The following is a 25792-nucleotide window of genomic DNA, read 5'->3' as shown; positions in this document are numbered from 1 at the left end:
CATAAAATACGATATTATGAAAATAAAATATATAAAAATAGTAGGTTTAACTACAGTTTTAGCAGCTTTATCTTTAGCTAGCTGTAATGATGATTTTCTTGAAGAGAAAAAAGATTTTAACGGTGTAAATGAAGATGTATTTAAAGTTCCTTCATTAGCTACTGGATATGTTGATTATGTTTATGGATTGTTTTTGCCAGGAAATAATGCAGCAGTTAATACATGGGATTTAGCAGCTGGAGGAAATGACGATTTTTCGCAGACAACCGAAGAGTTAACAGGCGAAGTAAACTGGAATAAAATTTGGGCAACTATTTCTCCAAACAATGCAAACTGTCTTCCTTACATTGGAAGCAGAGTCTCTTCGAGTATTGCAAACAATACATGGACGAGATTAAGACAGATTAATATCTTCTTAGAGCAAATTGATAAAAACGGAATGGCTGATGCAGATAAAAATCCGCTGAAAGGACAGATGTATTTCTGGAGAGCCTATCAATATTATGAAATGGTAAAACTGTATGGTGGTGTGCCAATTGTTTTAACAGCTCAAAATCCTATTATTGATGAAGGATCTACCGTTTCTCAAATTCCTAGAAGCCCAACATCAGTATGTATCGAACAAATTGTATCAGATTTAGATAAGTCAAAAGAGTTATTGAAAGATGTAAAATGGACTACTGCAAACTGGGGTAGAATTACAGCAGGAGCGGCAGCAGCTTTTAAAGGAAGAGTGTTATTAACATGGGCAAGTCCGCTTTTTAATCCAACAGATGATGCACAAAGATGGAAACGTGCCTATGATGCAAATCTTGAAGCGAAAACACTTTTAGAAGCAGATGGAAAAGGACTTTACTCAGTTGGAGGAACAGCAAATGGAACTGCATGGGGAAATATGTGGCTTGCAGAAGTAGGAAATCCTGAAGCAGTTATCGTTTTTGGATTTAACAATTCAACAATAGTAAATGCTCAAAAAAATAATGGATGGGAAAGAGCAGTAAGATCTAAAGCATCAGGAGGAAATGGAGCTATTTCACCTACCAAACAAATGGTTGATGTTTTTCCTATGGCAGATGGTAAAAGTATAGTTGGAAATCCAGCTTACAATCCTGTATTATTCTATAAAAATAGAGATCCTAGATTTTATAAAACTTTTGCATACAATGGTGCAACTTGGAAATATGCTGAAAATACAGCATTTAAACAATGGACATATAGCTGGTATAGTAAAGCGCCAACTACAGCAGCACCAAATCCTGATAAATTTACAGAGACATTAGGAGCTAACTCAAGTGGAATTTATCTTAGAAAAGCAACAAATGAAGCATCAAGCAGTTCTGCAGGATATTTGAACAGCGGAACTGATTATATGGAAATGCGTTTTGCTGAAGTTGTTTTGAATTTGGCTGAAAGTGCAATTGGTATTGGTAGTTTGGCAGAAGGAAAAACTTTGATCGAATCAGTTAGAGCTCGTGCAGGAATTACAAATGGTGACGGACATTATGGTTTGGCTGCGGTAAGTTCAAGAGATCAGCATTTTGCAGCAGTATTAAACGAAAGAACAATTGAGTTTGCATACGAAAATAAGCGTTTTTATGATTTAAGACGTTGGAAACTTTTTGATGCTGGTGCAACTGCATCAAGACTTGGAGTTAAGCCATTGAATGGAACAAGAAGAACAGCTTATTATATTGTAGCAAAAAAAGCTGATGGTACAAATTACATCGGAACTGCAGATCCATTTTATGTAGCAACGGGTAACGCACCTGTGCTTAATAGAGAACCAGCTTCGTTTCCTGTAACAATAAACGGAACGACATTGGCAAATTTTGATGCGTATTTAGATTATATGTATACCAATTATTTTAAAATTGTAGAAAGAGATAATTTAGATCCTACAACAAACAATTGGAAGTTTACATGGTACAATGAATACTATTTCTTCGGAATTTATCAATCATTATTAGATTCTTCTCCATATTTAGAGCAAACTCAAGGATGGGGCGGATCATTTGACCCACTTAAATAATAGTTTATAATACAAAAAACAGTCACCTGTATTTCAAGAATACAGGTGATTTGTTTAAAAAGAATTACCATAATTAAAAAATAACATGAAAAATTCCGCATTATTTATCACAGCTCTGCTTTTTTTGGGAAGTGCAAAGTGTTTTGCTCAATATCCAAAGATAAGTCCGGAAGTTCAAGCGCAGGAAAAAGCAATTAAAGAAGAAGCCCAAAAACTTTCTGATGAAGCTTGGGAAAAAGCTTTAGTTATTATTGAAGAAGAAGCAAAACATGGAAAACCATATATTCCGTGGGCAGCAAGACCAACAGATTTACCTCAGGCAGAAATTCCTGCTTTCCCGGGTGCTGAAGGAGGTGGAATGTTTACTTTCGGTGGTCGAGGCGGAAATGTTTACACTGTAACAAGTCTAGAAGACCGTGGACCAGGAACATTGCGTGAAGCATGCGAAAAAGGAGGAGCAAGAATAGTGGTATTTAATGTTGCTGGAATTATCAGATTGAAAAGCCCGTTAATTATCCGTGCACCTTACATTACAATCGCGGGACAAACAGCGCCTGGAGATGGTATTTGTATTGCAGGAGAATCAACTTGGATCGATACGCATGATGTAATTATCAGACACGTACGTTTTCGCCGTGGAGAAACTTTCGTAGGCCGTCGTGATGATGCTATCGGAGGAAACCCTGTTGGAAATATTATGATCGATCACGTATCAGCAACTTGGGGATTAGATGAAAATATGTCAATCTACAGACATATGTACAATCCAGGACCTGGTTATCCAGATATTAAAGTTGGAACGGTAAATATTACAATCCAAAACAGTTTATTCGGAGAAGCATTAGATACGTACAACCACGCTTTCGGAAGTACTTTAGGTGGAGAAAACTGCTCTTTCATGAGAAATATGTGGGCGAATAATGCTGGAAGAAACCCTTCTATCGGTTGGAACGGAATTTTCAATTTTGTAAATAATGTTGTTTTCAACTGGTACAACAGATCTACAGATGGCGGCGATTATACAGCAAACTACAACATCATCAACAATTTCTACAAGCCTGGACCTGTAACCGATTTAACACAACCAATCAGTTATAGAATCTTAAAACCAGAATCTGGAAGAAGTAAATTACCATACATGGTTTTTGGTAGAGCTTATGTAAACGGAAACGTTGTTAACGGTAACGATAAAGTAACTAAAGACAACTGGGATGGCGGAATTCAGTTAGAGAATAAAAAAGGGGAATTAATGACGTATGACGAAGCAAAAGAATACTTTGCTAAAATGAAAACAGATAAACCTTTCCCAATGCCGTGGTTCAACAAATTTATGACTGCAGAAGAGTCTTATGAATTTGTTCTTAAAAACGTTGGAGCAACTCTTCCAATTAGAGACAAAGTGGATGAAAGAATCGTAAGAACTGTAAAAACGGGAGTTCCAGAATATGCAAAAGGATTAGAGAAAAAAGAATTTTACCAATTCGAACACAGACGTTTACCGATGGATTCTTATAAAAAAGGAATTATCACTGATATTTCTCAAGTAGGAGGATATCCAGAATACAAAGGAAAACCATACGTTGATACAGATAAAGACGGAATGCCGGATGCATGGGAGAAAAAATACGGTTTAAATCCAAACGATCCATCTGATGCAAAAGGAGATTTAAACGGAGATGGTTACTCTAATATTGAAGATTACATAAATGGTGTAAACCCTGCAATAAAAGTAAACTGGAAAGATTTAGCTAATAACAAAGAAACTTTAGTTAGACCTTTATTAGATTTAAAATAAGAAAAACAGAAAGAATTATTCAACACATAGAAACATAGATTTAAAGCTTTATTAAAAGAATAAAAAGAGAAATACATTTCTTTCACATAGCTTACTCTGTGTATTTAGAATAAGTGAAACATCTTTAAACGTTACAAAAAACTATGTTTCTATGTGTTTAAAATAATTATGCTAAAAAAGAAAACTCATGGCACTAAATAAAATAAATGCTGGTTTATTATCGTTGGTTTTCGCATTTTCAACTTTAAATGCGCAACAGCATTTAGATCCTGAATATGTAAAAGTTACTAATGAAAGAGCGGCAAAAATCGTTACCAAATTAGATTTGAAAAACGAAGCAAAAGAAAAAGCAGTTTCGAACATCATCGCTCAGCAATTCAGAGATTTAACTGAAATTCAAGATGGGAGAGACGCTGAAATCAAAAAAGTAAAAGAAGATAAGAGTTTAGCTAAAGAAAAGCAAAACGAGAAAATTGATAAACTAAAAGCAAAAGCCGACGAATCAATTGCAAAATTGCACAAATCGTATATCAAAAAATTAAGTAAAGAATTATCAGAAGATAAAATCACAGAAGTTAAAGACGGAATGACTTACGGTGTACTTCCTATTACTGTCGCAGGTTACAACGATATGCTTCCAAATTTAACAGCAGAGCAAAAAGACTACATCTACAAAGCTTTAGTTGAAGCCAGAGAACATGCAATGGACGGTGGTTCATCTAAAGAAAAACACGGCTGGTTTGGTAAATACAAAGGAAGAATCAATAACTATTTATCAAAACAAGGTTACGATTTAAATAAAGAAAGTAAAGATTGGCACGAACGTGTTGAGCAGAGAGAAAAGAATAAAGTAAAAGATTCTACTGCAAAAGAATAATTTTCTGTTTAAAAACTTGCACCAAAAACTATTAACTACAACCACATACAATTCAATGCAAAATTTTTTCCCAAACCGTACTTTAAAAAGAACATTTATGACATTGTCATTTTGTTCGCTTGTGTCATCTGCTTATGCACAATACCCTGTAATTCCTAAACCAGTTCAAGAAAAAGCGGATGCTCTTTTAGCTGACGAAGAAAAAAGACTTAACGAAATTTGGAATACCAATTACCACATTATTAAAGAAGAAGCAAAACAAGGAAAACCTTATTTACCTTGGGCTTCGTATCCAAAAGATTTTGTAGTGGCAGATATTCCTGCTTTTCCCGGAGCTGAAGGAGGTGGAGCATACACACAAGGTGGTCGCGGCGGAAAAATATTTGTTGTAACAAGTCTGGAAGACAGTGGAAAAGGAACTTTTCGTGAAGCTTGTGAAGCAGTTGGAGCGAGAACTATTGTTTTTAATGTTTCGGGAATCATTCAATTGAAAAAAAGAATCAGCATGCGTGCGCCATACGTTACGATTGCAGGACAAACCGCTCCAGGTGATGGAATTTGTATTGCAGGAGAAACTTTAGAAATAGATACACATGACGTTATTATCCGTCACATGCGTTTCAGACGTGGTGCAACCGAAGTAACAAGAAGAGATGATGCTTTGGGAGGAAATGTAATTGGAAATACTATAATTGATCATTGCTCCGTAAGCTGGGGATTAGACGAAAATATTTCACTTTACAGACATCAGTTTGCAGTTAACTCAAAATCAAAACTAGAAAAATTACCAGCTAGTAATATCACGATTCAAAACACTATTTCATCAGAAGGTTTAGATACTTATAATCATGCTTTCGGAAGTACAATTGGTGGATTAAATAGTACGTTTATGCGTAATTTATGGGCAGACAATATTTCTCGAAATGCTTCTATCGGAATGCATGGCGATTTTAATTTTGTGAATAACGTAGTATTTAATTGGTGGAATCGTACTCTTGATGGAGGAGATTATCGTTCGATGTTGAATATCATCAATAACTATTTTAAACCAGGTCCGGTAACGCCGGAAAATGAACCTATTGCGTATAGAATAGTAAAACCTGAATCAGGATATATTGAACCAAAACAATACGGAAGAGCTTATGTTTCTGGAAACTTCATTGTAGGTTCTCCAGAAGTTACAGCCGATAACTGGAATGGCGGAGTACAATTGGAAAGTCTTCCTGAGGCTGAAACTAAAGAGTTTTTAGCCGCAATCAAACAACCAAAACCTTTCTCAATGCCTGCATTTAAAATTATGAAAGCAGAAGAAGCATACGAATATGTTTTGACAAATGTTGGGGCGACAATTCCAAGAAGAGATGCTGTTGACGAAAGAATCCTAAAACAAGTTAGAACAGGAAAAATCGAAGTTAAAGACGGTTTAGAAAACAACATCGGAAAAGAGTTCATTAAAAGAAGATTACCTGCTGATTCATACAAAAAAGGAATTATTACGCATCCTGATCAAGTTGGAGGATATCCAACTTACAAAGGAAAAGCTTATAAAGATTCAGATAATGACGGAATTCCAGATGCTTGGGAGAAGAAATATGGCTTAAATCCGAACGATGCTTCAGATGCTAATAAAGATGCAAATGGAGACGGTTATACCAACATTGAAAAATATTTTAATGGAATAGATCCAAACAGTAAAATTGATTGGACGAAAATTGAAAATAATACAGATACTTTGGCTAAGTTGAAATCATTGTTACAATAATAATTTCAATCAGTTAATATTCTCAACGCTAACCTGTCAGGTTTAATTAACATACAGAATATACCCAAAGTTTGTCATTTCGACGAAGGAGAAATCTTCGCAAGAAACTCCGTAAAGTATATCAATCTTTGTCGATTTAGCAACGAAGATTTCTCCTTCGTCGAAATGACAAGATTGTGCAAAAAGACAAACCTAAAAATTATATGAGCTTATATTACTTATATGGTTTAATTTTAAAGTCTAAAAAAATAATAAGGTGAATTTTATCCAGTTAAAAAATACAATCTCCCTTCAAAAAGATAAAATAGTTTTGTCTGGTTTAATGTTACTTTTAAGTCTAAACATCACAGCCCAAAACAATTTCCCAGATATCATTAAAACCAAAGAAGGAAAACTTTCTTTCACAACTGATAATCTAGGAAACCAAATTCCAGATTTTTCTTTTGCAGGATATAGAAACTCTGAAGTTGCCATTCCAAATTTAGACAACAAAATTTTTGTTTCCCAACAAGAAGATGATGCAACGAAGAAAATCCAAAATGCAATTGATTATGTAAGCTCTCTAAAGCCAGATAAATCAGGTTTTCGCGGCGCAATTTTGTTAGACAAAGGAATTTTCAAAATCAGCGGAACATTATACATTAGAAAATCAGGAGTAGTTTTAAGAGGAAGCGGCAATTCTGAAAACGGAACTATACTTTTAGGAACAGGATTAGAAAGAGAAGCTTTAATTAGAATCGTAGGCATAAACGATAAAGTGTATAAAGATTCATTTGAATTCGCAAACGCTTACACACCACTTGGAACGCAGAAAATTCAGTTAAAAAACACTTCAAAATTAAAAGTTGGCGACGAAATCGAAATCAGCAAACCTTTAACAGACAATTTCATTAAAGAAGTAAACATGCAGGATTTCGGCGGAGAAACTTCATGGATTGGCTGGAAAAAAGGAGATTGGATTACAACCTGGAATCGTGTCGTAACTAAAATCAACGGAAACGAAGTAACTGTAAATGCACCAATTACAATGTCTTTGGATGATGTTTTTGGAACTTCAAAAGTAACCGTTTATTTATGGGCAGGAAGAATTGAAAATAACGGAGTTGAAAACATATTAATAAAATCAACTTACAATCCTTCAAACTTAAAAGACGAAGAACATAGATGGCAGGCAATCAGCATTGAAAACACCAGAAATGCTTGGGTAAAACAAGTTAATTTCAAACACTTTGCAGGAGGAGCCGTTACAATTTTAAAAACAAGTCAGCAGATTACAGTTGAAGATTGTATTGCGACAGAACCGATTTCTGAAATCGCTTCATTTAGAAGACATACTTTTTATACCGAAGGTCAGCAAATACTTTTCCAACGCTGTTATTCAGAATTTGGATATCATGATTTTGCCGTTGGCGGATTTGGGACAACAGGTCCAAATGCTTTCGTGCAATGCGAATCACATTTACCATTCGAAAACAGCGGCGCAATTGGAAGCTGGGCAACAGGAGTTTTATTTGACATCGCTAATATCGACGGAAAAGCGTTAAGCTACAACAACAGAGAACAAGGCGGAAGAGGCGCTGGATGGACAGCCGCTAATTCTGTAATCTGGGAATCATCAGCATCAAAAGTAGAATGTTACAGTCCGCCAACAGCACAAAACTGGGCTTTTGGAGTTTGGGGACAATTTGGAGGAAACGGACATTGGAAAGATGTAAATGGACACATCAGTCCGAGAAGTTTATTCTACGCACAGTTAGAAGCCAGATTAGGAAAACTTCCTGTTCAGCCATTTATTTATGATCTAGGTTCAGAACCCTCTTCAAGTCCAACGATTGAAGTAGCGCAAGAGCTTACTAAAAATTCAGCTGCAACAGCAAAAAGTTTACAAGAATGGATTGTAGAAGCTTCAAAAGCAAATCCGATTAATACAGATAGTAAAGGTTTAAGAAATGCAAACGATTTAAAAGCTGTATCAAATAAAATAGAAAAATCAACTTCGAAAGTAACAACAGAAAATGGCTGGTTAACTTTTGAAGGAAAAGTAATTGCTGGAAAACAAACCAACGTTGCATGGTGGAGAGGAGATTTAACCGATGATTTTGTAAATAAATCAACACCACATTTGACGCGTTTTGTACCTGGAAGAACAGGAAACGGATTGACTGATAAAGTACAAGAAACCGTTGATTATTTAACTAAAAATAATATCGTTGCTTTAGAGCACAATTACGGTTTATGGTATGATAGAAGAATGGATGATCACGAACGTGTTCGCAGAGTCGATGACGATGTTTGGCCTCCATTTTACGAACAGCCTTTCGCAAGAAGCGGAAAAGAGTTAGCTTGGGATCATTTAAGCAAATACGATTTAACAAAATTCAACGATTGGTATTGGACACGTTTAGCGCAGTTTGCAACGCTTGCAGAACCAAACGGACAATTGTTAATCAATCAGCAGTATTTTCAGCATAATATTTTAGAAGCGGGAGCGCATTGGGCAAGTTCGCCTTGGCGTTCTGCGAACAATATCAACAGCACAGGATTTCCAGAGCCACCGCCTTACGCAGGAGACAAACGTATTTTTATGGCGGAGCAGTTTTACGATATTACTAATGCTCAAAGAAGAAAATTACACGAAGGGTTTATTAGAAAATCATTCGAAAACTTTCAGGAAAACAGCAACGTAATTCAGTTAACTAGTGCCGAATATACAGGTCCGCTTCATTTTATGGAATTTTGGTTAGACCAAGCTCAAAAGTGGAAAGACGAAACTGGCAAAAAAGGCTTAATTGGTTTAAGTGCTACAAAAGATGTGCAAGATGCCATTTTAAATGACGCCAAAAGAGTAAAAACCGTTGACGTAATCGATATTCGTTATTGGTATTACAAAGAAGACGGATCGGCTTATGCACCGCAGGGAGGTGTTAATTTAGCACCAAGACAGCACGCCAGAAAACTAAAAACTGGAAAAGAAACAGACAATCAAGTTTATCGTGCCGTTCGCGAATACAGAGAAAAATATCCAGAGAAAGTCATTTTATATTCAACAGATGGTTCTTCAAGATTTGGATGGCCAGCTTTAATGGCGGGAGCTTCAATGCCAAATATCCCGAAAATTGAGTTGCCTCAGTTTTATTCTGCTTTAAGCGAAATGAAATTAGTTGACGGAAATACGTTTTCAGACAATCTTTGGAAATTAGAAAACAAAGGAAAAAGTTATCTTTTTTACCTGAAAAATGACCAAGATATTACAATCGATTTATCAAACGAAAAAGGAACATTTGAAGTATTTACAATCAATGCAACAACAGGAAATATAACAAAAAAAGCTAACATCAGCGGAGGAAAACAAGTGACAATCCCACAAGCTGAAATAAAAGAAAAAGTGCTTTTTGTAGTTAGAAAAAATTAAAAATTGAGAATTAAAAATTAAAAATAATCTGCCAGAATTTGTGTGAAATAAAAACACAAAGAGAATAAAAAATCCTTTTAATCTGTGAAATCTGTGGCAAAACAGAACATAGTAAAGAAAGAAAATTAGTGAAAATTTGTGCAATTCGTGGCAAAACAAAAAACAAAATGAATCTGAAAATTAAATCTTTATTCGCACTAAGTATAAGCTTTATGTTTACAGCACAAAGCGGTTTTTCGCAATCTAAAAATCTGCCTCAGCTAAAAGTTTCTAAAAATCAGCATCATTTTGTGACCGAAAACGAAAAACCATTTTTTTGGTTGGGCGACACAGGCTGGCTGGCATTCGGAAAACTAGATAGAGCAGGAATAGAGAAATATTTTAAAGACAGAAAAGAAAAAGGATTCAACGTTGTTCAGGTGATGGTTTTGCATAATATCAATGCTGTTAACGTTTATGGCGATGCCGCTTTAATTAACGAGGATGTTTCAAAACCTTTAACTACAGCTGGAAACAACTTTAATAATAAGCAAGAATACGATTATTGGGATCACGTAGATTACACTTTAGACGTGGCTCAGAAAAACGGAATTTACTTGGCAATGGTTCCAGTATGGGGAACAAACGTTTCGAAAGGAAATAAAGTAAGTAAAGAACAAGCAATTGTTTACGCTAAGTTCTTGGCTGATAGATATAAAAATAGAACAAACATAATTTGGTTAAACGGAGGAGATACTCATGGAAATGAGTTTATGGATATTTGGAATGCCATCGGAAATACTTTAAAAACGAATAATCCAAACCAATTAGTAACTTTTCACCCTTTCGGTAGAACTGATTCTTCTGAGAATTATCATAACGAAAAATGGTTAGATTTTAATATGTTTCAGTCTGGACATAGAAGATACGATCAGGATTCAATAAAAACGAATTTCAAAGAAGACAATTACAAATTCGTTCTAAGAGATTTCGAATTAAAACCAACAAAACCAACTCTTGACGGAGAACCATCTTACGAAGGAATTCCACACGGTTTGCATGATACTTTGCAGCCAAAATGGAAAGACAGTGATGTACGCCGTTACGGATATTGGTCAGTTTTATCAGGTGCAGCAGGTTACACGTATGGACATAATGCCGTAATGCAGATGTTCAGAAAAGGAGATAACCCAGCGTATGGAAACAAAGAATTATGGACATCGGCAATCAATGCTCCTGGAGCAAAGCAAATGATTTACATTAAGAAATTAATGGAAGAAGTACCATTTTTAGAAGGAGCTCCAGATGTTTCTTTAGTGGTTAATCAAGGAGAAAAATACGATTATATTCCAGCCGTAAGAGGAGAAAAATATGCTTTATTATATACGTACAATGGAAGAATAATAGAAGTAAAACTAGGAAAAATTTCAGGAGATAAATTCGAAGCGACTTGGTACAATCCAAGAAATGGAAAGAAAACTAAAATCGGAATATTCGATAACAAAGGAACTCAAAATTTCCAACCAGAAGGAAAAAAGAAGATGGTAATGATTGGGTTTTGATTTTGAAATCTACTAAATGATTAGTGAAAGGTAAAAAGTAATTAGTGAAATGCAATTCGTGAATATGGAGGAATCACGAATTATCCACAATCTTGTCATTTCGACGAAGGAGAAATCTCCGTTAGTAGCTCGACAAAGATTAGAGATTCACTTTATGGAGTTTCTTGCGAGGATTTCTCCTTACGTCGAAATGACAAAAAATGCGAGAGAACAAAAAAACACAACTATGAAAAATATACTAATAATACTCTGCTTCATCACCGGATTAAACACTGCTTTCGCAAATGACGGCTGGTTAAACATTCTAAACGAAGGCGGAAACAACAAAGGAATAAAATGCACTCAAGCCATTCAGAATGCCATTGAAAAAGCATCTAAAAACGGTGGAGGAACCATCTTTTTCCCTGCTGGACAATACTTAACTGGAGCTTTAACATTAAGAAGCAACATCACGATTCACTTAGATTCTGGAGCACTTTTGAAGTTCTCAGAGAATTTCGATGATTTTCTTCCTTATGTAGAAATGCGTTATGAAGGAATTGTGATGAAAAGTTTCCAACCCTTATTTTATGCAAAAGACGTTGAAAATATCACAATCACAGGAAGAGGTGTAATCGACGGACAAGGAAAAGCGTGGTGGAATGAAGTTTACCGAATAGAAACAGCCAAAGAACCACTGCCTCCAACCAAATACCAAACGATGTGGGAAGAGCAAAACAAAGGCCTCTACACAGAACCGTATTATAAAAGAACAGTTGATAAGAAATTCTTCAGACCTTCTTTCTTTCAGGCTTACAACTGCAAAAACATTTTAATTGAAGGTGTTACATTTCAAAATTCGCCTTTTTGGACAATCAACCCGGAATTCTGTGATAATGTAACAGTTACTGGAATCTCAATTTTTAATCCGCATTCGCCAAATACAGACGGAATAAATCCTTCTTCTTGTACCAATGTTCATATCTCAAACTGCCATATCAGCGTCGGCGACGATTGTATCACCATCAAATCAGGAAGAGACGGTGACGGACGTAAATACGGAAAAGCTACAGAAAATGTTACGATTACCAATTGCACAATGCTAAGTGGTCATGGTGGCGTTGTTATTGGAAGTGAAATGTCAGGCGGAATCAAAAAAATAACGATTTCAAATTGTGTTTTTGACGGAACAGATCGCGGAATCCGTATTAAAGCAGCACGAGGAAGAGGTGGAGTGGTAGAAGATATTCGGGTAGATAATATCGTAATGAAAAATATCAAAGAAGAAGCCATCGTGTTGAGCCTTTTCTACGATAAAGGAACACAAGTTGAACCTGTAACCGAGAAAACGCCGATTTTCAGAAACATTCATATGAGCAACATTACGGCTTCAAATGTAAATAAAGCAGGGCAGATACTTGGAATTACTGAAATGCCAATTCAAAACATCACTTTCTCTAATATCAATATGGACGGAAAAGAAGGTTTTACAGTAAGTACAGCCACAGATGTAGAATTTCACGATGTAAAAGTAAATGCAAGTGTAGGTTCTTCTTTCAAAATATCAGATTCAAAAAATGTGATTTTAGATAACGTTGGATCTTCGACAGCCATAAAAGGAGTTCCTGTTATTAAATTAGATAATGTTTCAAATGTGTTAATCAATAATAATTTTCCATTCAATCCAACTGATATTTTTATTGAAGCAGATGGAAAAGACACTAAAAACATTTTCCTAAAAAACAATGTTTTAAATAACGTAACAACGAAAATCAAAAAAGGAGCTTCTTTATATAAAAAAGCAATTACAGAATAGATTATAATAACACAGATTTCACGAATTTACACCAATTTGGTTTGTGATAATTCATGAAATTAGTGTTCAATTTTATATCATGAAAAAAATATTCATCATACTGACCCTTTCGCTTTTTGCGATTAGTTATTCGCAGAAAAAGAAAGATTTATATCTTTTTACGTCGTTTAGAGAACCCGCAACCGAGGGTTTATATCTGGCTTACAGCGAAGACGGCTACAATTGGAAAGGTTTAGAAGGCTCATTTTTAAAGCCAGAAATCGGAGCCAGTAAAATCATGCGTGATCCATCGATGACAAAAGGGGCAGACGGAACCTATCACATGGTTTGGACAACCGACTGGAAAGGCGGAAATGGTTTTGGCTATGCTAGTTCAAAAGATTTGATTCATTGGACAGAACAGCAATATATTCCTGTGATGAAGAATGAGCCAGAAGTCGTAAACGTTTGGGCGCCTGAAATTTTTTATGATGATGTAAAAAAAGAATACATTATTATTTGGGCATCAACAATCCCATTCCGATTTGAAAAAGGAGTTGAAGAAGAGAAAAACAACCACCGAATGTATTATGTAACGACGAAAGATTTCAAAACTTTCTCAGATACAAAATTATATTACGAACCAGGTTTCAGCGTAATTGATTGTGTGATTGTCAAAAAAGGAAAAAAAGACTATGTTTTGGTTTTAAAAGACAACACAAGACCTATGCGAAATATAAAAGTAGCTTTTGGAAAATCGCCTTTAGGACCATTTGAAAAACCGTCAAAACCCTTGACAGAATATTTATCAGAAGGACCAACAGTAGTGAAAGTTGGTAAAAACTGGCTCTTATATTATGATAATTACGGTTCAAAAAATTATAAAGCGTTAAGCACCACAGATTTTGTTCATTTTGAAGATGTTTCATCAAAAATAACCCTTCCCGAAGGACACAAACACGGAACAATTACAACAGTCTCTGAAGACGTTTTAAAAGGATTAATTGATAAAAAATAAAAGATAAGGCCACAGATTTCACAGATTTAAAGGATTTTTTTTAATCTGTGAAAATCTGTGAAATCTGTGGCAAAAAAACATAAACAATGATTACTTTCCAAAACATAAAAACCAACATTATCACAGCTACAATTATTTTGGTTTGCACTGCTGTAAATGCACAGAACGATACTGTACGTTATGTTGGTAAAACACTTTCAAACATCGATTATCATCACGGACAGTTGAGTCCAGCGGTTGGCGTTCACGCTACACAAATCATGCGTGCAAGCCGTGAACATCCTGAAAAAGCAGATGGTTTTGGATGGACATACAACCACCAGCCAATGATGGCGTATTGGAATAATACCTTTTATCTGCATTATTTAAGCGATCCTTCTGGCGAACATATTCCGCCAAGCCAGACTTTTATTATGAATTCTAAAGATGGCGTAACGTGGACAAAACCAGAAGTTATTTTCCCTATTTACAGCATTCCTGACGGATGGAAAAAAGAAGGTGTTGAGGGCGTTGCGAAAAACTTAGATGCGATTATGCACCAAAGAATGGGCTTTTATACCTCAAAAGACAACCGACTTTTTGCTTTAGCGTATTACGGAATTGCAATGGATGAAAAAGACGATCCAAATGACGGAAAAGGAATTGGACGTGTCATTCGTGAAATCAAGAAAGACGGAAGTTTTGGTGAAATTTATTTCATCAGATACAACAAAAGCTGGGATAAATCGAAATCGAAATTTCCTTTTTATACCGCATCAAAAGACAAAGGTTTGAAAAAAGCCTGCGAAGAAATTTTATCAGAACCATTAGTTTTACAGCAATGGGTAGAGGAAGCCGATCGTGACGATGAATTGATTCCGTTACAGAAACCATACAAAGCCTTTAGTTATTATCATTTACCAAACGGAAACGTTGTTGGTTTATGGAAACATGCTTTAACTTCAATCAGCAGAGATGGTGGAAAATCATGGGATTATATGCCGTTGCGTGCACCAGGATTTGTAAACAGTAATGCTAAAATTTGGGGACAAAAAACATCTGATAATCGTTATGCAACGCTTTATAATCCGTCAGAATATCGATGGCCTTTGGCGATTTCTACAAGTGATGATGGATTGAATTATAAAGATTTATTATTGGTTCACGGAGAAGTAAGTCCGATGCGTTACGGCGGAAACTACAAATCTGCAGGCCCTCAATATGTTCGTGGAATTACGGAAAAGAATGGAACTCCGCCAGACGGAAAAATCTGGGTAGGTTACAGCGTGAACAAAGAAGATATTTGGGTGGCATCGATTCCCGTTCCTGTTACTTCGGTGGTTACTGAAAATGTTGATGATGTTTTCAATAATCTTCCTGACGGACAAGAATTAAAATTATGGAATACGTATGATCTTTCTTGGGCATCAACCAAAATCGAAAAGAAAGCTGATGGTAAAAAATGGCTGACTTTGAGAGATCAGGATTATTTTGATTATTCCCGTGCTGAAAGAGTGATTCCTTTTGCATCAAAGATGGAAGCCGTTTTTACAGTAAAACCAGAGCAAAACAATCACGGTTTATTGCAGGTCGAATTCCAAAACAAAAAAGGATTGCCTTCCGTAAGATTGATTTTTGATTCGGATGGAGAATTAAAGGTGAAAAATGGTGCGCGTTTGAGTTCGGTTACAAAATACGAAGCAAACAAAGCATATACAATCACTGTTAAATTAGATGCTAAAAACCGTCAGTACACTATAAAAGTAAACGATGGAAAAGAATCAACAAAGATATTTTACGCGCCAACGGACGGTTTTGAGCGAATCATGTTCCGCACAGGAGAACAGAGACATACGCCAGATCCGGACACAGCGCCGGACACAGACGATTACGACGATCTGCCTCAAACCGGAAAATTAATCCCAGAAGCAGTATTCAATATCGAATCGTTGATAACTAAAAAGTTGTAAAGAAAAATAGCCACGACCCGAGCGATAGCGAACGGGCGAAGCAATTCACGAATTATTTTATAAACGTTGCGTAATTTTTGCCACAGATTAAAATGATTAACACAGATTATAATCCAATTAATCCTTTAATCTGTGGCAGAAAAAATTAGAGAAATTAAACGCAAAGTAAAAAATTGAGTTAATTCGTGAATTCGTGGCGAAAAAAAAATATACAAAGTGAAGTTTTTTAAAAGCATATTATTAGTCGTTTGTCTTCTAGCAACTGTAGTTTCTAAAGGACAAATTCTGCCTGTACACCTAACAACAGAAATGGCAGAAAATCCATTAGCAGTAGTTGAGAATCAGCCGAGATTAAGCTGGCAATTGGTTTCAAAAGAATCTGGTGCGTCACAAGTTGCTTATTTAATTTTAGTAGCTTCTTCAGAAGAAAAACTAAATAATGACGATGGAGATATCTGGAATTCAGGAAGAGTAAATTCCGAGAAAAATCTGCATATTGTTTACGGTGGAAATCCATTAAAAAACGAAACTAAGTATTTCTGGAAAGTTAAAGTTTGGAATCAGGAAGGGAAAATTTCAAAATGGAGTAGAACAGCCACTTTCAGAACCGCTTCATTAGAATCGGATTTAAATCCAACTTGGATTGGTGCAATAACAAAAGCCGATAGTCATTTGCCAGAAGGAAGAAATTATCACACGGCCACTTTCAACAGAGAAAAAAAGAACTCGTTTATCAATGCTTCCGATTCTTTAGCAAGAAGAAGTATTATGTTGCGTAAGCCTTTCGAAGTAAAAAAAGAAATCAAAGAAGCCGTAGTTTATATTTCAGGTTTAGGACATTATGAATTGAGTATCAACGGGAAAAAAGTGGGTAACAGTCAATTTGCGCCTTTGTGGACAGATTACGATAAGACGGTTAATTACAATGTTTACGAATTAAGCGCAAAAGAATTTCTAAAAGGCGATAACGTAATTGGCGTTTTGTTAGGAAACGGAATGTACAATACGCTTGCCGAAAGATATACTAAATTCTTCGTGAGTTTTGGACCGCCGACTTTGTTCTTTAAAATGAAAATTAAATATAATGATGGTTCTGAAGAAATTGTAAAGTCAGACGCAACTTGGAAATACAGCAAAAGTCCGATTACCTACAACAGCATTTTTGGAGGAGAAGATTACAATGCCAATTTAGAACAAAAAGGCTGGAATAGAAAAGGTTTCAAAGATTCGGACTGGAAAAAAGTTGTGATTCAGGAAGCACCAAAAGGAGTTTTGAGACCGCAGACAGCTCCGCCGGTTACAATTCAGAAGCAATACGAAGTGAAAACCGTAAAAGAACTGAAACCGAATTTCTATGTTTTTGATATGGGACAAAATCTTTCAGGATTTCCAACCATCAAAGTAAAAGGAAAAAAAGGACAAACGATTCGTGTTTGGGTCGCCGAAGGATTAAATGAAGAAGGTACAATTGCGCAGGGAAGATCTGGGAAACCATACTATTACGATTATACTTTAAAAGGCGATGGAGTTGAAGAATGGACGCCAAAATTCAGTTTCTACGGCTATCAATATGTTCAAATTGAAAACATTAATTATAAAGAAGATAAGAGTAAAGAGCTTCCGACTCTGGTTGATTTAAAATCGAATTTCATTTACAATTCAGCTGGAGAAGCAGGAAGTTTTTCATGTTCGAACGAGATTTTCAACAAAACACACGAACTGATAAATAACTCGATCAAAAGTAATTTCCAAAGTGTTTTTACCGATTGTCCTCAACGTGAAAAATTAGGCTGGCTGGAAGAAATTCAGTTGAATGGTCCAGGTTTAATGTTCAATTACAACCTTCAGAATTTCATTCCTGCAACCATGCAGAATATTTCAGATTCACAAAGAGACAATGGTTTAATTCCGACAATTGTTCCCGAATATGTAATTTTTGGAGGCGATTTTACAGATTCTCCAGAATGGGGAGTTACAGGGGTAATTCTGCCTTGGATGTATTATGAATATTACGGAGATGCTTCATTGTTAGAGAAATACTTTCCTGTAATGAAAAACTATGTGGATTATTTAGGAACAAAAGCAACAAACCATATCGTTTCGCACGGATTAGGCGATTGGTACGATTACGGAACGCATCCAGCAGGATATTCTAAAAATAGTCCGATTGCGCTTTCAGCTACTTCTCATTACTATTATGGTGCTTATTTAGTTGCAAAAGCGTCAAAATTATTAGGTAAAACCGAAGATTTTCAGAAATACAATACGTTGGCTTCTGAGATTAAAACAGCTTTCAATAAGGAGTTTTTTAATGAAGAAACCAAACAATACGGAACAAATAGTCAGTTTAGCAATGCCGTTCCAATTTTTATGGACATCGTAGAACCGCAGTACAAAGATGCAGTAATGCAGAATTTACTAGCAGATATCAAAGAAAAAGGAGATCGTTTAACGACTGGAGATGTTGGAAATCGTTACTTATTTCAAACGTTAGCAAGAAACGGAGAAAACGAAACGATGTATAAAATGCATAATCATTACGATGCGCCGGGTTATGGTTTTCAAATTAAATTTGGCTTGACGACTTTAACCGAACAATGGGATCCGAGAAAAGGAAATTCATGGAATCACTTTATGTTAGGTCAGATCGAAGAATGGTTTTACCAAAGTTTAGCTGGAATTATGTCTGATCCTGAAAAACCGGGATTCAAACATTTCTTTATTCAGCCCGAAGTAGTGGGTGATATGACTTTCGCAAAAGCAGATTATCAATCGGTTTACGGAAAAATCACTTCTTCTTGGGAAAAGAAAGACGGCAAATTTATTCTGACAGTTCAGATTCCAGTAAATACAACAGCGACAATTAAACTGCCTGTTGCTAAAAATTCAGAAATAAAAATTGATAATAAAAAGGTTAGGATAGGTTTTGATGAAAAAGTTCAAAAACCTGTTTTAGAATTAGGATCAGGAGTTTATACAATAGAATGTCAGTTGTAAAATGTGAAATGTGATTTGTAAAAATGTTTAATTACTTTTCCATAAATAAGAAAAATAAAAATGAATTGCCTCCAGCTAAAGAAAGAGACAATTCAAAAAAATATAATAATGAAAAAAATAAAATACATCATCTTAGTTTTCATTTTTGCTTTGACATTTGCCAATGCACAAAGTACTTCTGATACTAATTTTAGAAAACCAGTTTCAGAGACTTTAAAGAAAATAGAAACTGTTTTTAACGTTACAATCAACGATGACAGAGGTTTATTAAAAGGAAAAGAACTAGACTATGCAGATTGGAGAATTGAACCTGGAAATCTGCCACTTTCGCTGACTAATATTTTAGCGCCGTTTGAATTGATATATTTTAAACAACCCGATGGAACCTATATCATACGTAAGTATGAAAACCATAAAGTTTCGGTAGATAAAGGAAAAGAACGTTTGTTTTACTTGGAAAGTCTTTATTCAACCAAAGAAGAATGGGAGAAACGCAAAATGGAATTAAAAGCGTGTATGATCACTTCATTTGGATTGGATAAAGCACCTCCAATGCCAAAATCAAAGCCAATTCTAACGCCAAAAAGAATTTACAAAGATTACAGTGTTGAAAATATTGCTTTAGAAATCCTGCCTGGAGTTTATGCCACAGGATCGATTTACAAACCGTATCCGTTAAATAAAAAGTCAGCTGTAATTATTACTCCTGACGGGCATTTCGGAGACGGAAGATACAGAAAAGATGAGCAGTACCGTTGTGCGATGATGGCCAAAATGGGCGCCATTGTGGTAGGTTACGATTTATTTGCTTGGGGAGAATCGTTATTGCAGTTTCCAGAAGAAACACACAGAAACAGCATTGCATCGACAGTTCAATTGTTGACAGGAATTCGTTTATTAGATTATTTGGAAACCGTAAAAAATGCCGATATGTCTAGAGTGGGTGTGACTGGAGGTTCTGGTGGAGGTTCACATACGATGTTTTTAGCAGCGATTGATGACAGAGTGAAAGTTTCGGCTCCGGTTGTCATGGTTTCTTCTCATTTTTCTGGCGGTTGTCCCTGCGAAAGCGGTCGCGGAATCCACCTTTGCGGAAACGGAACAAACAATGCCGAAATCTCTGCAATGATGGCGCCAAAACCACAATTGATTGTTTCTGACGGAAAAGACTGGACGCTCGCAGTTCCCGAATTGGAATTCCCTTTTATCCAAAGAACGTATGAATTGTACGGAAAGAAAGATTTGGTCGAAAATGCCCATTTTGCAAAAGAAGGTCACGATTTTGGAATCTCAAAACGTATGGCTTTGTATCCGTTTATGGCGAAATATTTAAATTTAGATTTGAATAAAGTGAAGAACGAAAAAGGCGAAATCGACGAATCGACTTGTGTGATTGAACCTTATGAGAAATTATATGTTTTTGGAAACAAAGCTGAAAATCTACCAAAAAATGCTCTAAAAGACATCAACAAATTATATGAAATGTTCGGAGAAAAAAATCTGAAAATTTACGAGGTTAAGAAGTAATAGAGTTTGCCACTAATTTCACGAATTGGCACGAATTATTTTTTTTCTGCCACAGATTAAAATGATTTACACAGATTATTTAATTAAAAAAGAAATGCAAATAATCCTTTTAATCTGTGGCTAAAAATTAAAAAGAAATTAGTGCCAATTCGTGAAATTCGTAGCAAAAAAATATATACTATGAAGTTAAAAATTAAAATAACGGCAATTTGTCTAGGAATTTTTTCCTTTTCAGCAACAGCTCAAAGCGACCTAAAATTATGGTATGATAAACCAGCTGCAATCTGGAACGAAGCTTTACCATTAGGTAACGGACGTTTGGGCGCGATGGTTTTTGGTGATCCAGCAGTAGAACGTTTGCAATTGAATGAAGAAACCATTTGGGCAGGTTCTCCAAACAGCAATGCACATTCAAAATCAATCGAAGCTTTACCAAAAGTAAGACAACTTATTTTTGATGGGAAATTTGATGAAGCACAAGATTTGGCTACGAAAGATATTATGTCGCAAACCAATGACGGAATGCCGTACCAGACTTTCGGAAGTGTTTATATTTCATTCGCAGGACATCAAAAATACACTGATTATTACCGTGATTTAGACATCAGCAATGCGACGGCGAAAGTAAAATACAAAGTAAAAGGCGTTGAGTTTACAAGAGAAATTCTAACTTCATTTTCAGATCAGGTAATTGCAGTAAAACTGTCTGCGAGCCAGCCGGGACAGATTACTTGTAATGTTTTCATGAACAGTCCGATTGATAAAACAGTCGCTTCGACAGAAGGAAACCAGATTATACTTTCGGGAGTTGGAACTAACTTTGAAGGCGTAAAAGGAAAAGTAAAATTTCAGGGACGATTAACAGCTAAAAACAGCGGTGGGCAAATCGATGTCAGTAACGGCGTTTTAAGCATTAATAAAGCCGATGAAGTGACTTTGTACATTTCGATTGGAACCAACTTCAAAAACTATCAGGATATTTCGGGCGATGAAATTGCGAAAAGTAAAGATTATTTAGCTAAAGCGGAAACAAAAGATTTTGAGACGATAAAGAAAGCTCATGTCGATTATTATCAAAAATTCTTCAACAGAGTATCTTTAGATTTAGGTTCAAATGATTTGATTAAGAAACCAACAAACGAAAGAATCAGAGATTTCTCAAAACAATTCGATCCGCAATTGGCTGCTTTATATTTCCAGTTTGGACGTTATCTTTTAATTTCAAGTTCACAGCCTGGCGGACAGCCAGCCAATTTACAAGGAATATGGAATGATATGGTAACACCGCCTTGGGACAGTAAATACACGACAAACATCAATGCTGAAATGAATTACTGGCCTGCACAGGTAACCAATCTTCAGGAAATGCACGAACCGTTTGTTCAAATGGCGAAAGAATTAAGTGTCACAGGTGCAGAAACCGCAAAAATGATGTACAATGCAAATGGCTGGGTTTTGCATCATAACACGGATATTTGGCGTGTTACTGCTCCGGTAGATTCAGCTGCTTCGGGAATGTGGCCAACTGGCGGTGCATGGGTTTGTCAGGATTTATGGGAAAGATATTTGTATACTGGCGATAAAAAATATTTAGCTGAAATTTATCCCATCATGAAAGGCGCTGCCGATTTCTTTTTGGATTTCATGGTTATAGATCCAAATACAAAGTATTTAGTTGTTGTTCCGTCAAGTTCGCCTGAAAATACACATGCAGGCGGAACAGGAAAAGCAACAATTGCATCGGGAACGACAATGGATAATCAACTTGTTTTTGATTTGTTTACGCATGTTATCGAGGCTTCGGCTTTGGTTTCGCCAGATGCTGTTTATGTGAAAAAAGTAAGCGATGCTTTGGCAAAAATGCCTCCAATGAAAGTAGGTAAACATAATCAATTACAGGAATGGCAGGACGATTGGGATAACCCAAAAGATAATCATAGACATGTTTCGCATTTGTACGGATTATATCCGAGTAATCAGATTTCGCCAATCAAAACACCTGAATTATTTGAAGCAGCAAAACAATCCTTGATTTACAGAACAGACGAATCTACAGGCTGGTCAATGGGCTGGAAAGTGAATTTATGGGCGAGATTACTAGATGGAAATCATGCTTATAAATTAATTCAAGATCAATTGCATTTAGTAACAGCAGATCAAAGAAAAGGCGGCGGAACATATCCGAATATGTTAGATGCACATCAGCCTTTTCAAATTGATGGTAACTTTGGATGCACAGCCGGTTTTGCCGAAATGCTCATGCAGAGTCAGGAAGATGCGATCCATTTATTGCCAGCTTTGCCAAGTGTTTGGAAAGATGGAAGCATAAAAGGCTTGGTTGCTAGAGGTGGATTTGTAATCGATATGACCTGGAAAAACAATAAAGTTTCGGAGTTGAAAATCTATTCGAAAATTGGAAGAAACTGCCGATTGAAAGTTGAGAATATTTTAAAAGGTTCTTCGCTAAAAAAAGCAAAAGGAAAAAATCCGAATCCGTTGTTTTATGATGTGGAAGTGAAGAAACCGATTATTTCTAAAGAAGCAAAATTGCCTAAAGTACAATTGCCAAATTACAATATTTACGATGTGAATATGAAAGCGGGGCAGACGTATATTTTTACGGGGAATTAAAATAACCAATCAAACCCGGCAAGTTTCAAAAACCTGTCGGGTTTACGTACAGTTTGTTATTTCGAGGAACGAGAAATCACACTAGAAACTCCGCACAGAATGTCGCCAACCTTTGTCGAATTCCGCGTGTGATTTCTCCCTTCGGTCGAAATGACAAAACAGTATGAAAAGAACAAAATAAAAAACAGAATATGTTACAACATCTCAAACATAAAATAATAGCACTTTCAATAGTAATTGCTTGTATAAACAGCAGTTGCAAATCGGGTGCGGGACATTCTCAAAAGGGGAAATCGGTTGTTTTGAAAGAAGAAAACTTCAAGCATTATGTGGATTATTTCAACACGATGGAAGACGAGAATTTAAAATTTGCGATTCCGAATGACAGTGCTTGGGCTTGGATGGAAAAGAATATTCCGTTGTTTGAATGTCCACAGCAGAATTTTGAGGAGATTTATTATTTCAGATGGTGGAGCGTTCGTAAGCATATCAAAAAAACACCACAAGGGTTTGCGATTACGGAGTTTTTAGTTGACCGTTCGTATGCCGATAAATACAATATGATTAGTTGTGCTTTGGGACATCATATTAACGAATTTAGATGGGTTCATGATCCGAAATACATTGAGCAGGATCTGAAACTTTGGTACCGAGGAAATGATGGGAAACCAATGAACAAATTGTATAAATTCAGCAGTTGGACGGCTGATGCTTTATACAATCGTTATTTGGTGAATAAAGATGAGAAATTCTTGTTGGATTTATACCCGGATATGGTTACGGATTATGCCGTTTGGGAAAAAGAGCGTCAGCGCAAGGACGGTTTGTTTTGGCAGCACGATGTAAAAGACGGAATGGAAGAATCCTTAAGTGGTGGCCGCAAAGTACAAAATGCTAGACCAACAATAAACAGTTATATGTATGGAAATGCTGTAGCAATTTCTAAAATGGCTGAATTAAAAGGCGATAAGGAAACAGAAACCAAATTCAAAGCAAAAGCTGATGTTTTGCAGCAATTAGTAGAAACGAAATTGTGGAATAAGAAAAGCGAATTTTTTGAAACTTTAACAGAAAAAGATACATTAGCACAAGTTAGGGAAGCGATCGGATTTATTCCGTGGTATTTTAATCTTCCTGAAAAAGGGAAAAGTTTTGAAAAAGCTTGGGAGCAGATTAAAGATGAAAAAGGATTTTCTGCTCCGTTTGGTTTAACAACGGCAGAAAGAAGAAGTCCGAGATTTAGAACGCACGGAACGGGAACCTGCGAGTGGGATGGAGCGATTTGGCCTTTTGCAAGTTCGCAGACGTTAACAGCTTTAGCCAATGTTTTGAATAATTACAATCAGAATTTTGTGGCGAAAACCGATTATTTCAAACAAATGGATTTGTATGTACAATCGCAATATTATAGGGGGAAACCTTATCTTGGCGAATATTTAGACGAAACAACGGGTTATTGGTTAATGGGCGACAAAGAAAGAAGCCGTTATTATAATCATTCAACATTCAACGATTTAGTGATTACAGGTTTGGTTGGGTTGCGCCCGAGAGCAGATGAAAAAATTGAAGTAAATCCGTTGATTCCACAAGAAAAATGGGATTGGTTTTGTTTGGATAATGTTCTATATCATGGCAATATTATTACGATTCTTTGGGATAAGACAGGAGAAAAATATAAAAAAGGTAAAGGTTTCAGAATCTTTAAAAACGGAAGAGAAATTGCAGCTTCTGATAAATTGGAGAGAGTAATTTCAGAATAGAAAATTTATTCTAAGACTTATGATTGAAAAAAAAGTAATTTACAAACCTATACATGATTTTGATCAAATCATTACTCTCGATGAGTATTATGAACTTGAACATGAAGAATCAGAAAAAGCGATTAAAGATATTCAGAAATTAGCTGTAAAAGATCTCGATGGCGTAAAACGTTTCTGTGAAAATCAACTTTTTGCACAGTCTGATAAAGTTAGCTTTGTTTATTATTCGCTAAGCGAAGATGAAGATATTGATAAATGGGCAGATTTTTTATCTGATGAATTTAGCAGAGTGTATCAAATAGCACTGAACCAAAATAAAATTAAAGAACTTTCGCCTGTTTTAATTGAGATTTTAGTTGAGGATATAAGTTCATATAATGCAGACAGAGTTAGGGAAACATTATTAAAGGGTTTGGATCATATGGATTTGGAAACTCGTTTAAACGCTTTAGAATTTCTCCCAGATTGGATTGATGAACAGGTTTTGCAAAGTAATCCAGCTGTAGTATCAAAGTTGAGGCAAAAGTTGAAAGATCCTGAATGGAAAATGCGCTGGGGAGCAAGTAAAATATTAGAACAAAATAAAATTGCGTTTGAAAGTTTAAGCACATTGGATAAATTAAGACGATTTATAAATGCTTAATTTTTTAGGAATAATTAGGTATTAAGCTTCGGAGAAGCATAATATTTATAGAAAATACAAACCCAAATGATAAAAAG

At 35.7% G+C, this 25792-nt stretch carries 14 protein-coding genes; all 14 read left to right on the top strand.

The window, feature by feature from the left end; genetic code table 11:
- The first annotated feature begins 16 nt into the window (after positions 1 to 16).
- The 14 genes from BOW57_RS07030 (at position 17) to BOW57_RS06965 (ending at position 25715) form a co-directional block, all read left to right on the top strand.
- Positions 17 to 2029, top strand: a complete 2013-nt coding sequence (locus tag BOW57_RS07030) for a RagB/SusD family nutrient uptake outer membrane protein (RefSeq protein ID WP_129053537.1) — start codon at positions 17 to 19, stop codon at positions 2027 to 2029.
- Positions 2030 to 2114: 85 nt separating this feature from the next.
- Positions 2115 to 3824 carry a polysaccharide lyase gene (locus BOW57_RS07025; protein WP_129053536.1) on the top strand — a complete coding sequence of 570 codons (1710 nt, stop codon included), beginning with the start codon at positions 2115 to 2117 and terminating at the stop codon, positions 3822 to 3824.
- Between the two features lie 187 nt (positions 3825 to 4011).
- Positions 4012 to 4701 (top strand): DUF3826 domain-containing protein, encoded by a 690-nt coding sequence (locus tag BOW57_RS07020; protein ID WP_129053535.1) that lies wholly within the window; start codon positions 4012 to 4014, stop codon positions 4699 to 4701.
- Between the two features lie 55 nt (positions 4702 to 4756).
- Entirely contained in the window at positions 4757 to 6463 is a 1707-nt protein-coding gene (locus BOW57_RS07015) for a polysaccharide lyase (protein WP_129053534.1), read from the top strand.
- A 256-nt stretch (positions 6464 to 6719) separates the two neighbouring features.
- A complete protein-coding gene (locus BOW57_RS07010; RefSeq protein WP_241687405.1) occupies positions 6720 to 9875 on the top strand; it encodes a DUF6298 domain-containing protein in 3156 nt (1051 codons plus the stop codon).
- 167 nt (positions 9876 to 10042) lie between these two features.
- Complete coding sequence (locus BOW57_RS07005; RefSeq protein WP_241687404.1) at positions 10043 to 11416, top strand: glycoside hydrolase family 140 protein; 1374 nt, start codon at positions 10043 to 10045, stop codon at positions 11414 to 11416.
- Positions 11417 to 11642: 226 nt separating this feature from the next.
- Positions 11643 to 13211, top strand: a complete 1569-nt coding sequence (locus tag BOW57_RS07000) for a glycoside hydrolase family 28 protein (RefSeq protein ID WP_129053533.1) — start codon at positions 11643 to 11645, stop codon at positions 13209 to 13211.
- A 79-nt stretch (positions 13212 to 13290) separates the two neighbouring features.
- The gene (locus BOW57_RS06995; protein WP_129053532.1) at positions 13291 to 14208 is read left to right on the top strand and encodes a glycoside hydrolase family 43 protein; all 918 of its coding nucleotides are present in this window, start codon (positions 13291 to 13293) and stop codon (positions 14206 to 14208) included.
- Positions 14209 to 14294: 86 nt separating this feature from the next.
- Complete coding sequence (locus tag BOW57_RS06990) at positions 14295 to 16157, top strand: six-hairpin glycosidase (RefSeq protein ID WP_129053531.1); 1863 nt, start codon at positions 14295 to 14297, stop codon at positions 16155 to 16157.
- Positions 16158 to 16373: 216 nt separating this feature from the next.
- Positions 16374 to 19154 (top strand): glycoside hydrolase family 78 protein, encoded by a 2781-nt coding sequence (locus tag BOW57_RS06985; RefSeq protein WP_129053530.1) that lies wholly within the window; start codon positions 16374 to 16376, stop codon positions 19152 to 19154.
- Positions 19155 to 19262: 108 nt separating this feature from the next.
- Positions 19263 to 20681: an acetylxylan esterase gene (locus tag BOW57_RS06980; protein WP_129053529.1), complete on the top strand. Its 1419-nt coding sequence runs from the start codon at positions 19263 to 19265 to the stop codon at positions 20679 to 20681.
- A 180-nt stretch (positions 20682 to 20861) separates the two neighbouring features.
- On the top strand, positions 20862 to 23312 hold the full coding sequence (locus BOW57_RS06975) for a glycoside hydrolase N-terminal domain-containing protein (protein ID WP_129053528.1): 2451 nt from the start codon (positions 20862 to 20864) through the stop codon (positions 23310 to 23312).
- Positions 23313 to 23503: 191 nt separating this feature from the next.
- A complete protein-coding gene (locus BOW57_RS06970) occupies positions 23504 to 25072 on the top strand; it encodes a glycosyl hydrolase family 65 protein (protein ID WP_129053527.1) in 1569 nt (522 codons plus the stop codon).
- Positions 25073 to 25091: 19 nt separating this feature from the next.
- On the top strand, positions 25092 to 25715 hold the full coding sequence (locus tag BOW57_RS06965) for a HEAT repeat domain-containing protein (RefSeq protein ID WP_129053526.1): 624 nt from the start codon (positions 25092 to 25094) through the stop codon (positions 25713 to 25715).
- Positions 25716 to 25792: the final 77 nt, after the last annotated feature.

The organism is Flavobacterium sp. YO64, from assembly GCF_004119505.1.
GTDB lineage: Bacteria > Bacteroidota > Bacteroidia > Flavobacteriales > Flavobacteriaceae > Flavobacterium > Flavobacterium oncorhynchi.
Note: the sequence above shows the minus strand (reverse complement) of the source record. Positions and strands in the feature narration are given on the sequence as shown.

What these genes read in the sequence shown, in the direction of transcription:
- BOW57_RS07015 (WP_129053534.1), top strand. Translation starts at nt 4,757, where the DNA reads ATGCAAAATTTTTTCCCAAACCGTACTTTAAAAAGAACATTTATGACA.
- BOW57_RS06995 (WP_129053532.1), top strand. Translation starts at nt 13,291, where the DNA reads ATGAAAAAAATATTCATCATACTGACCCTTTCGCTTTTTGCGATTAGT.
- BOW57_RS07000 (WP_129053533.1), top strand. Translation starts at nt 11,643, where the DNA reads ATGAAAAATATACTAATAATACTCTGCTTCATCACCGGATTAAACACT.
- BOW57_RS06965 (WP_129053526.1), top strand. Translation starts at nt 25,092, where the DNA reads ATGATTGAAAAAAAAGTAATTTACAAACCTATACATGATTTTGATCAA.
- BOW57_RS07030 (WP_129053537.1), top strand. Translation starts at nt 17, where the DNA reads ATGAAAATAAAATATATAAAAATAGTAGGTTTAACTACAGTTTTAGCA.
- BOW57_RS07020 (WP_129053535.1), top strand. Translation starts at nt 4,012, where the DNA reads ATGGCACTAAATAAAATAAATGCTGGTTTATTATCGTTGGTTTTCGCA.
- BOW57_RS07025 (WP_129053536.1), top strand. Translation starts at nt 2,115, where the DNA reads ATGAAAAATTCCGCATTATTTATCACAGCTCTGCTTTTTTTGGGAAGT.
- BOW57_RS06975 (WP_129053528.1), top strand. Translation starts at nt 20,862, where the DNA reads ATGAAGTTAAAAATTAAAATAACGGCAATTTGTCTAGGAATTTTTTCC.
- BOW57_RS07005 (WP_241687404.1), top strand. Translation starts at nt 10,043, where the DNA reads ATGAATCTGAAAATTAAATCTTTATTCGCACTAAGTATAAGCTTTATG.
- BOW57_RS06990 (WP_129053531.1), top strand. Translation starts at nt 14,295, where the DNA reads ATGATTACTTTCCAAAACATAAAAACCAACATTATCACAGCTACAATT.
- BOW57_RS06980 (WP_129053529.1), top strand. Translation starts at nt 19,263, where the DNA reads ATGAAAAAAATAAAATACATCATCTTAGTTTTCATTTTTGCTTTGACA.
- BOW57_RS06970 (WP_129053527.1), top strand. Translation starts at nt 23,504, where the DNA reads ATGTTACAACATCTCAAACATAAAATAATAGCACTTTCAATAGTAATT.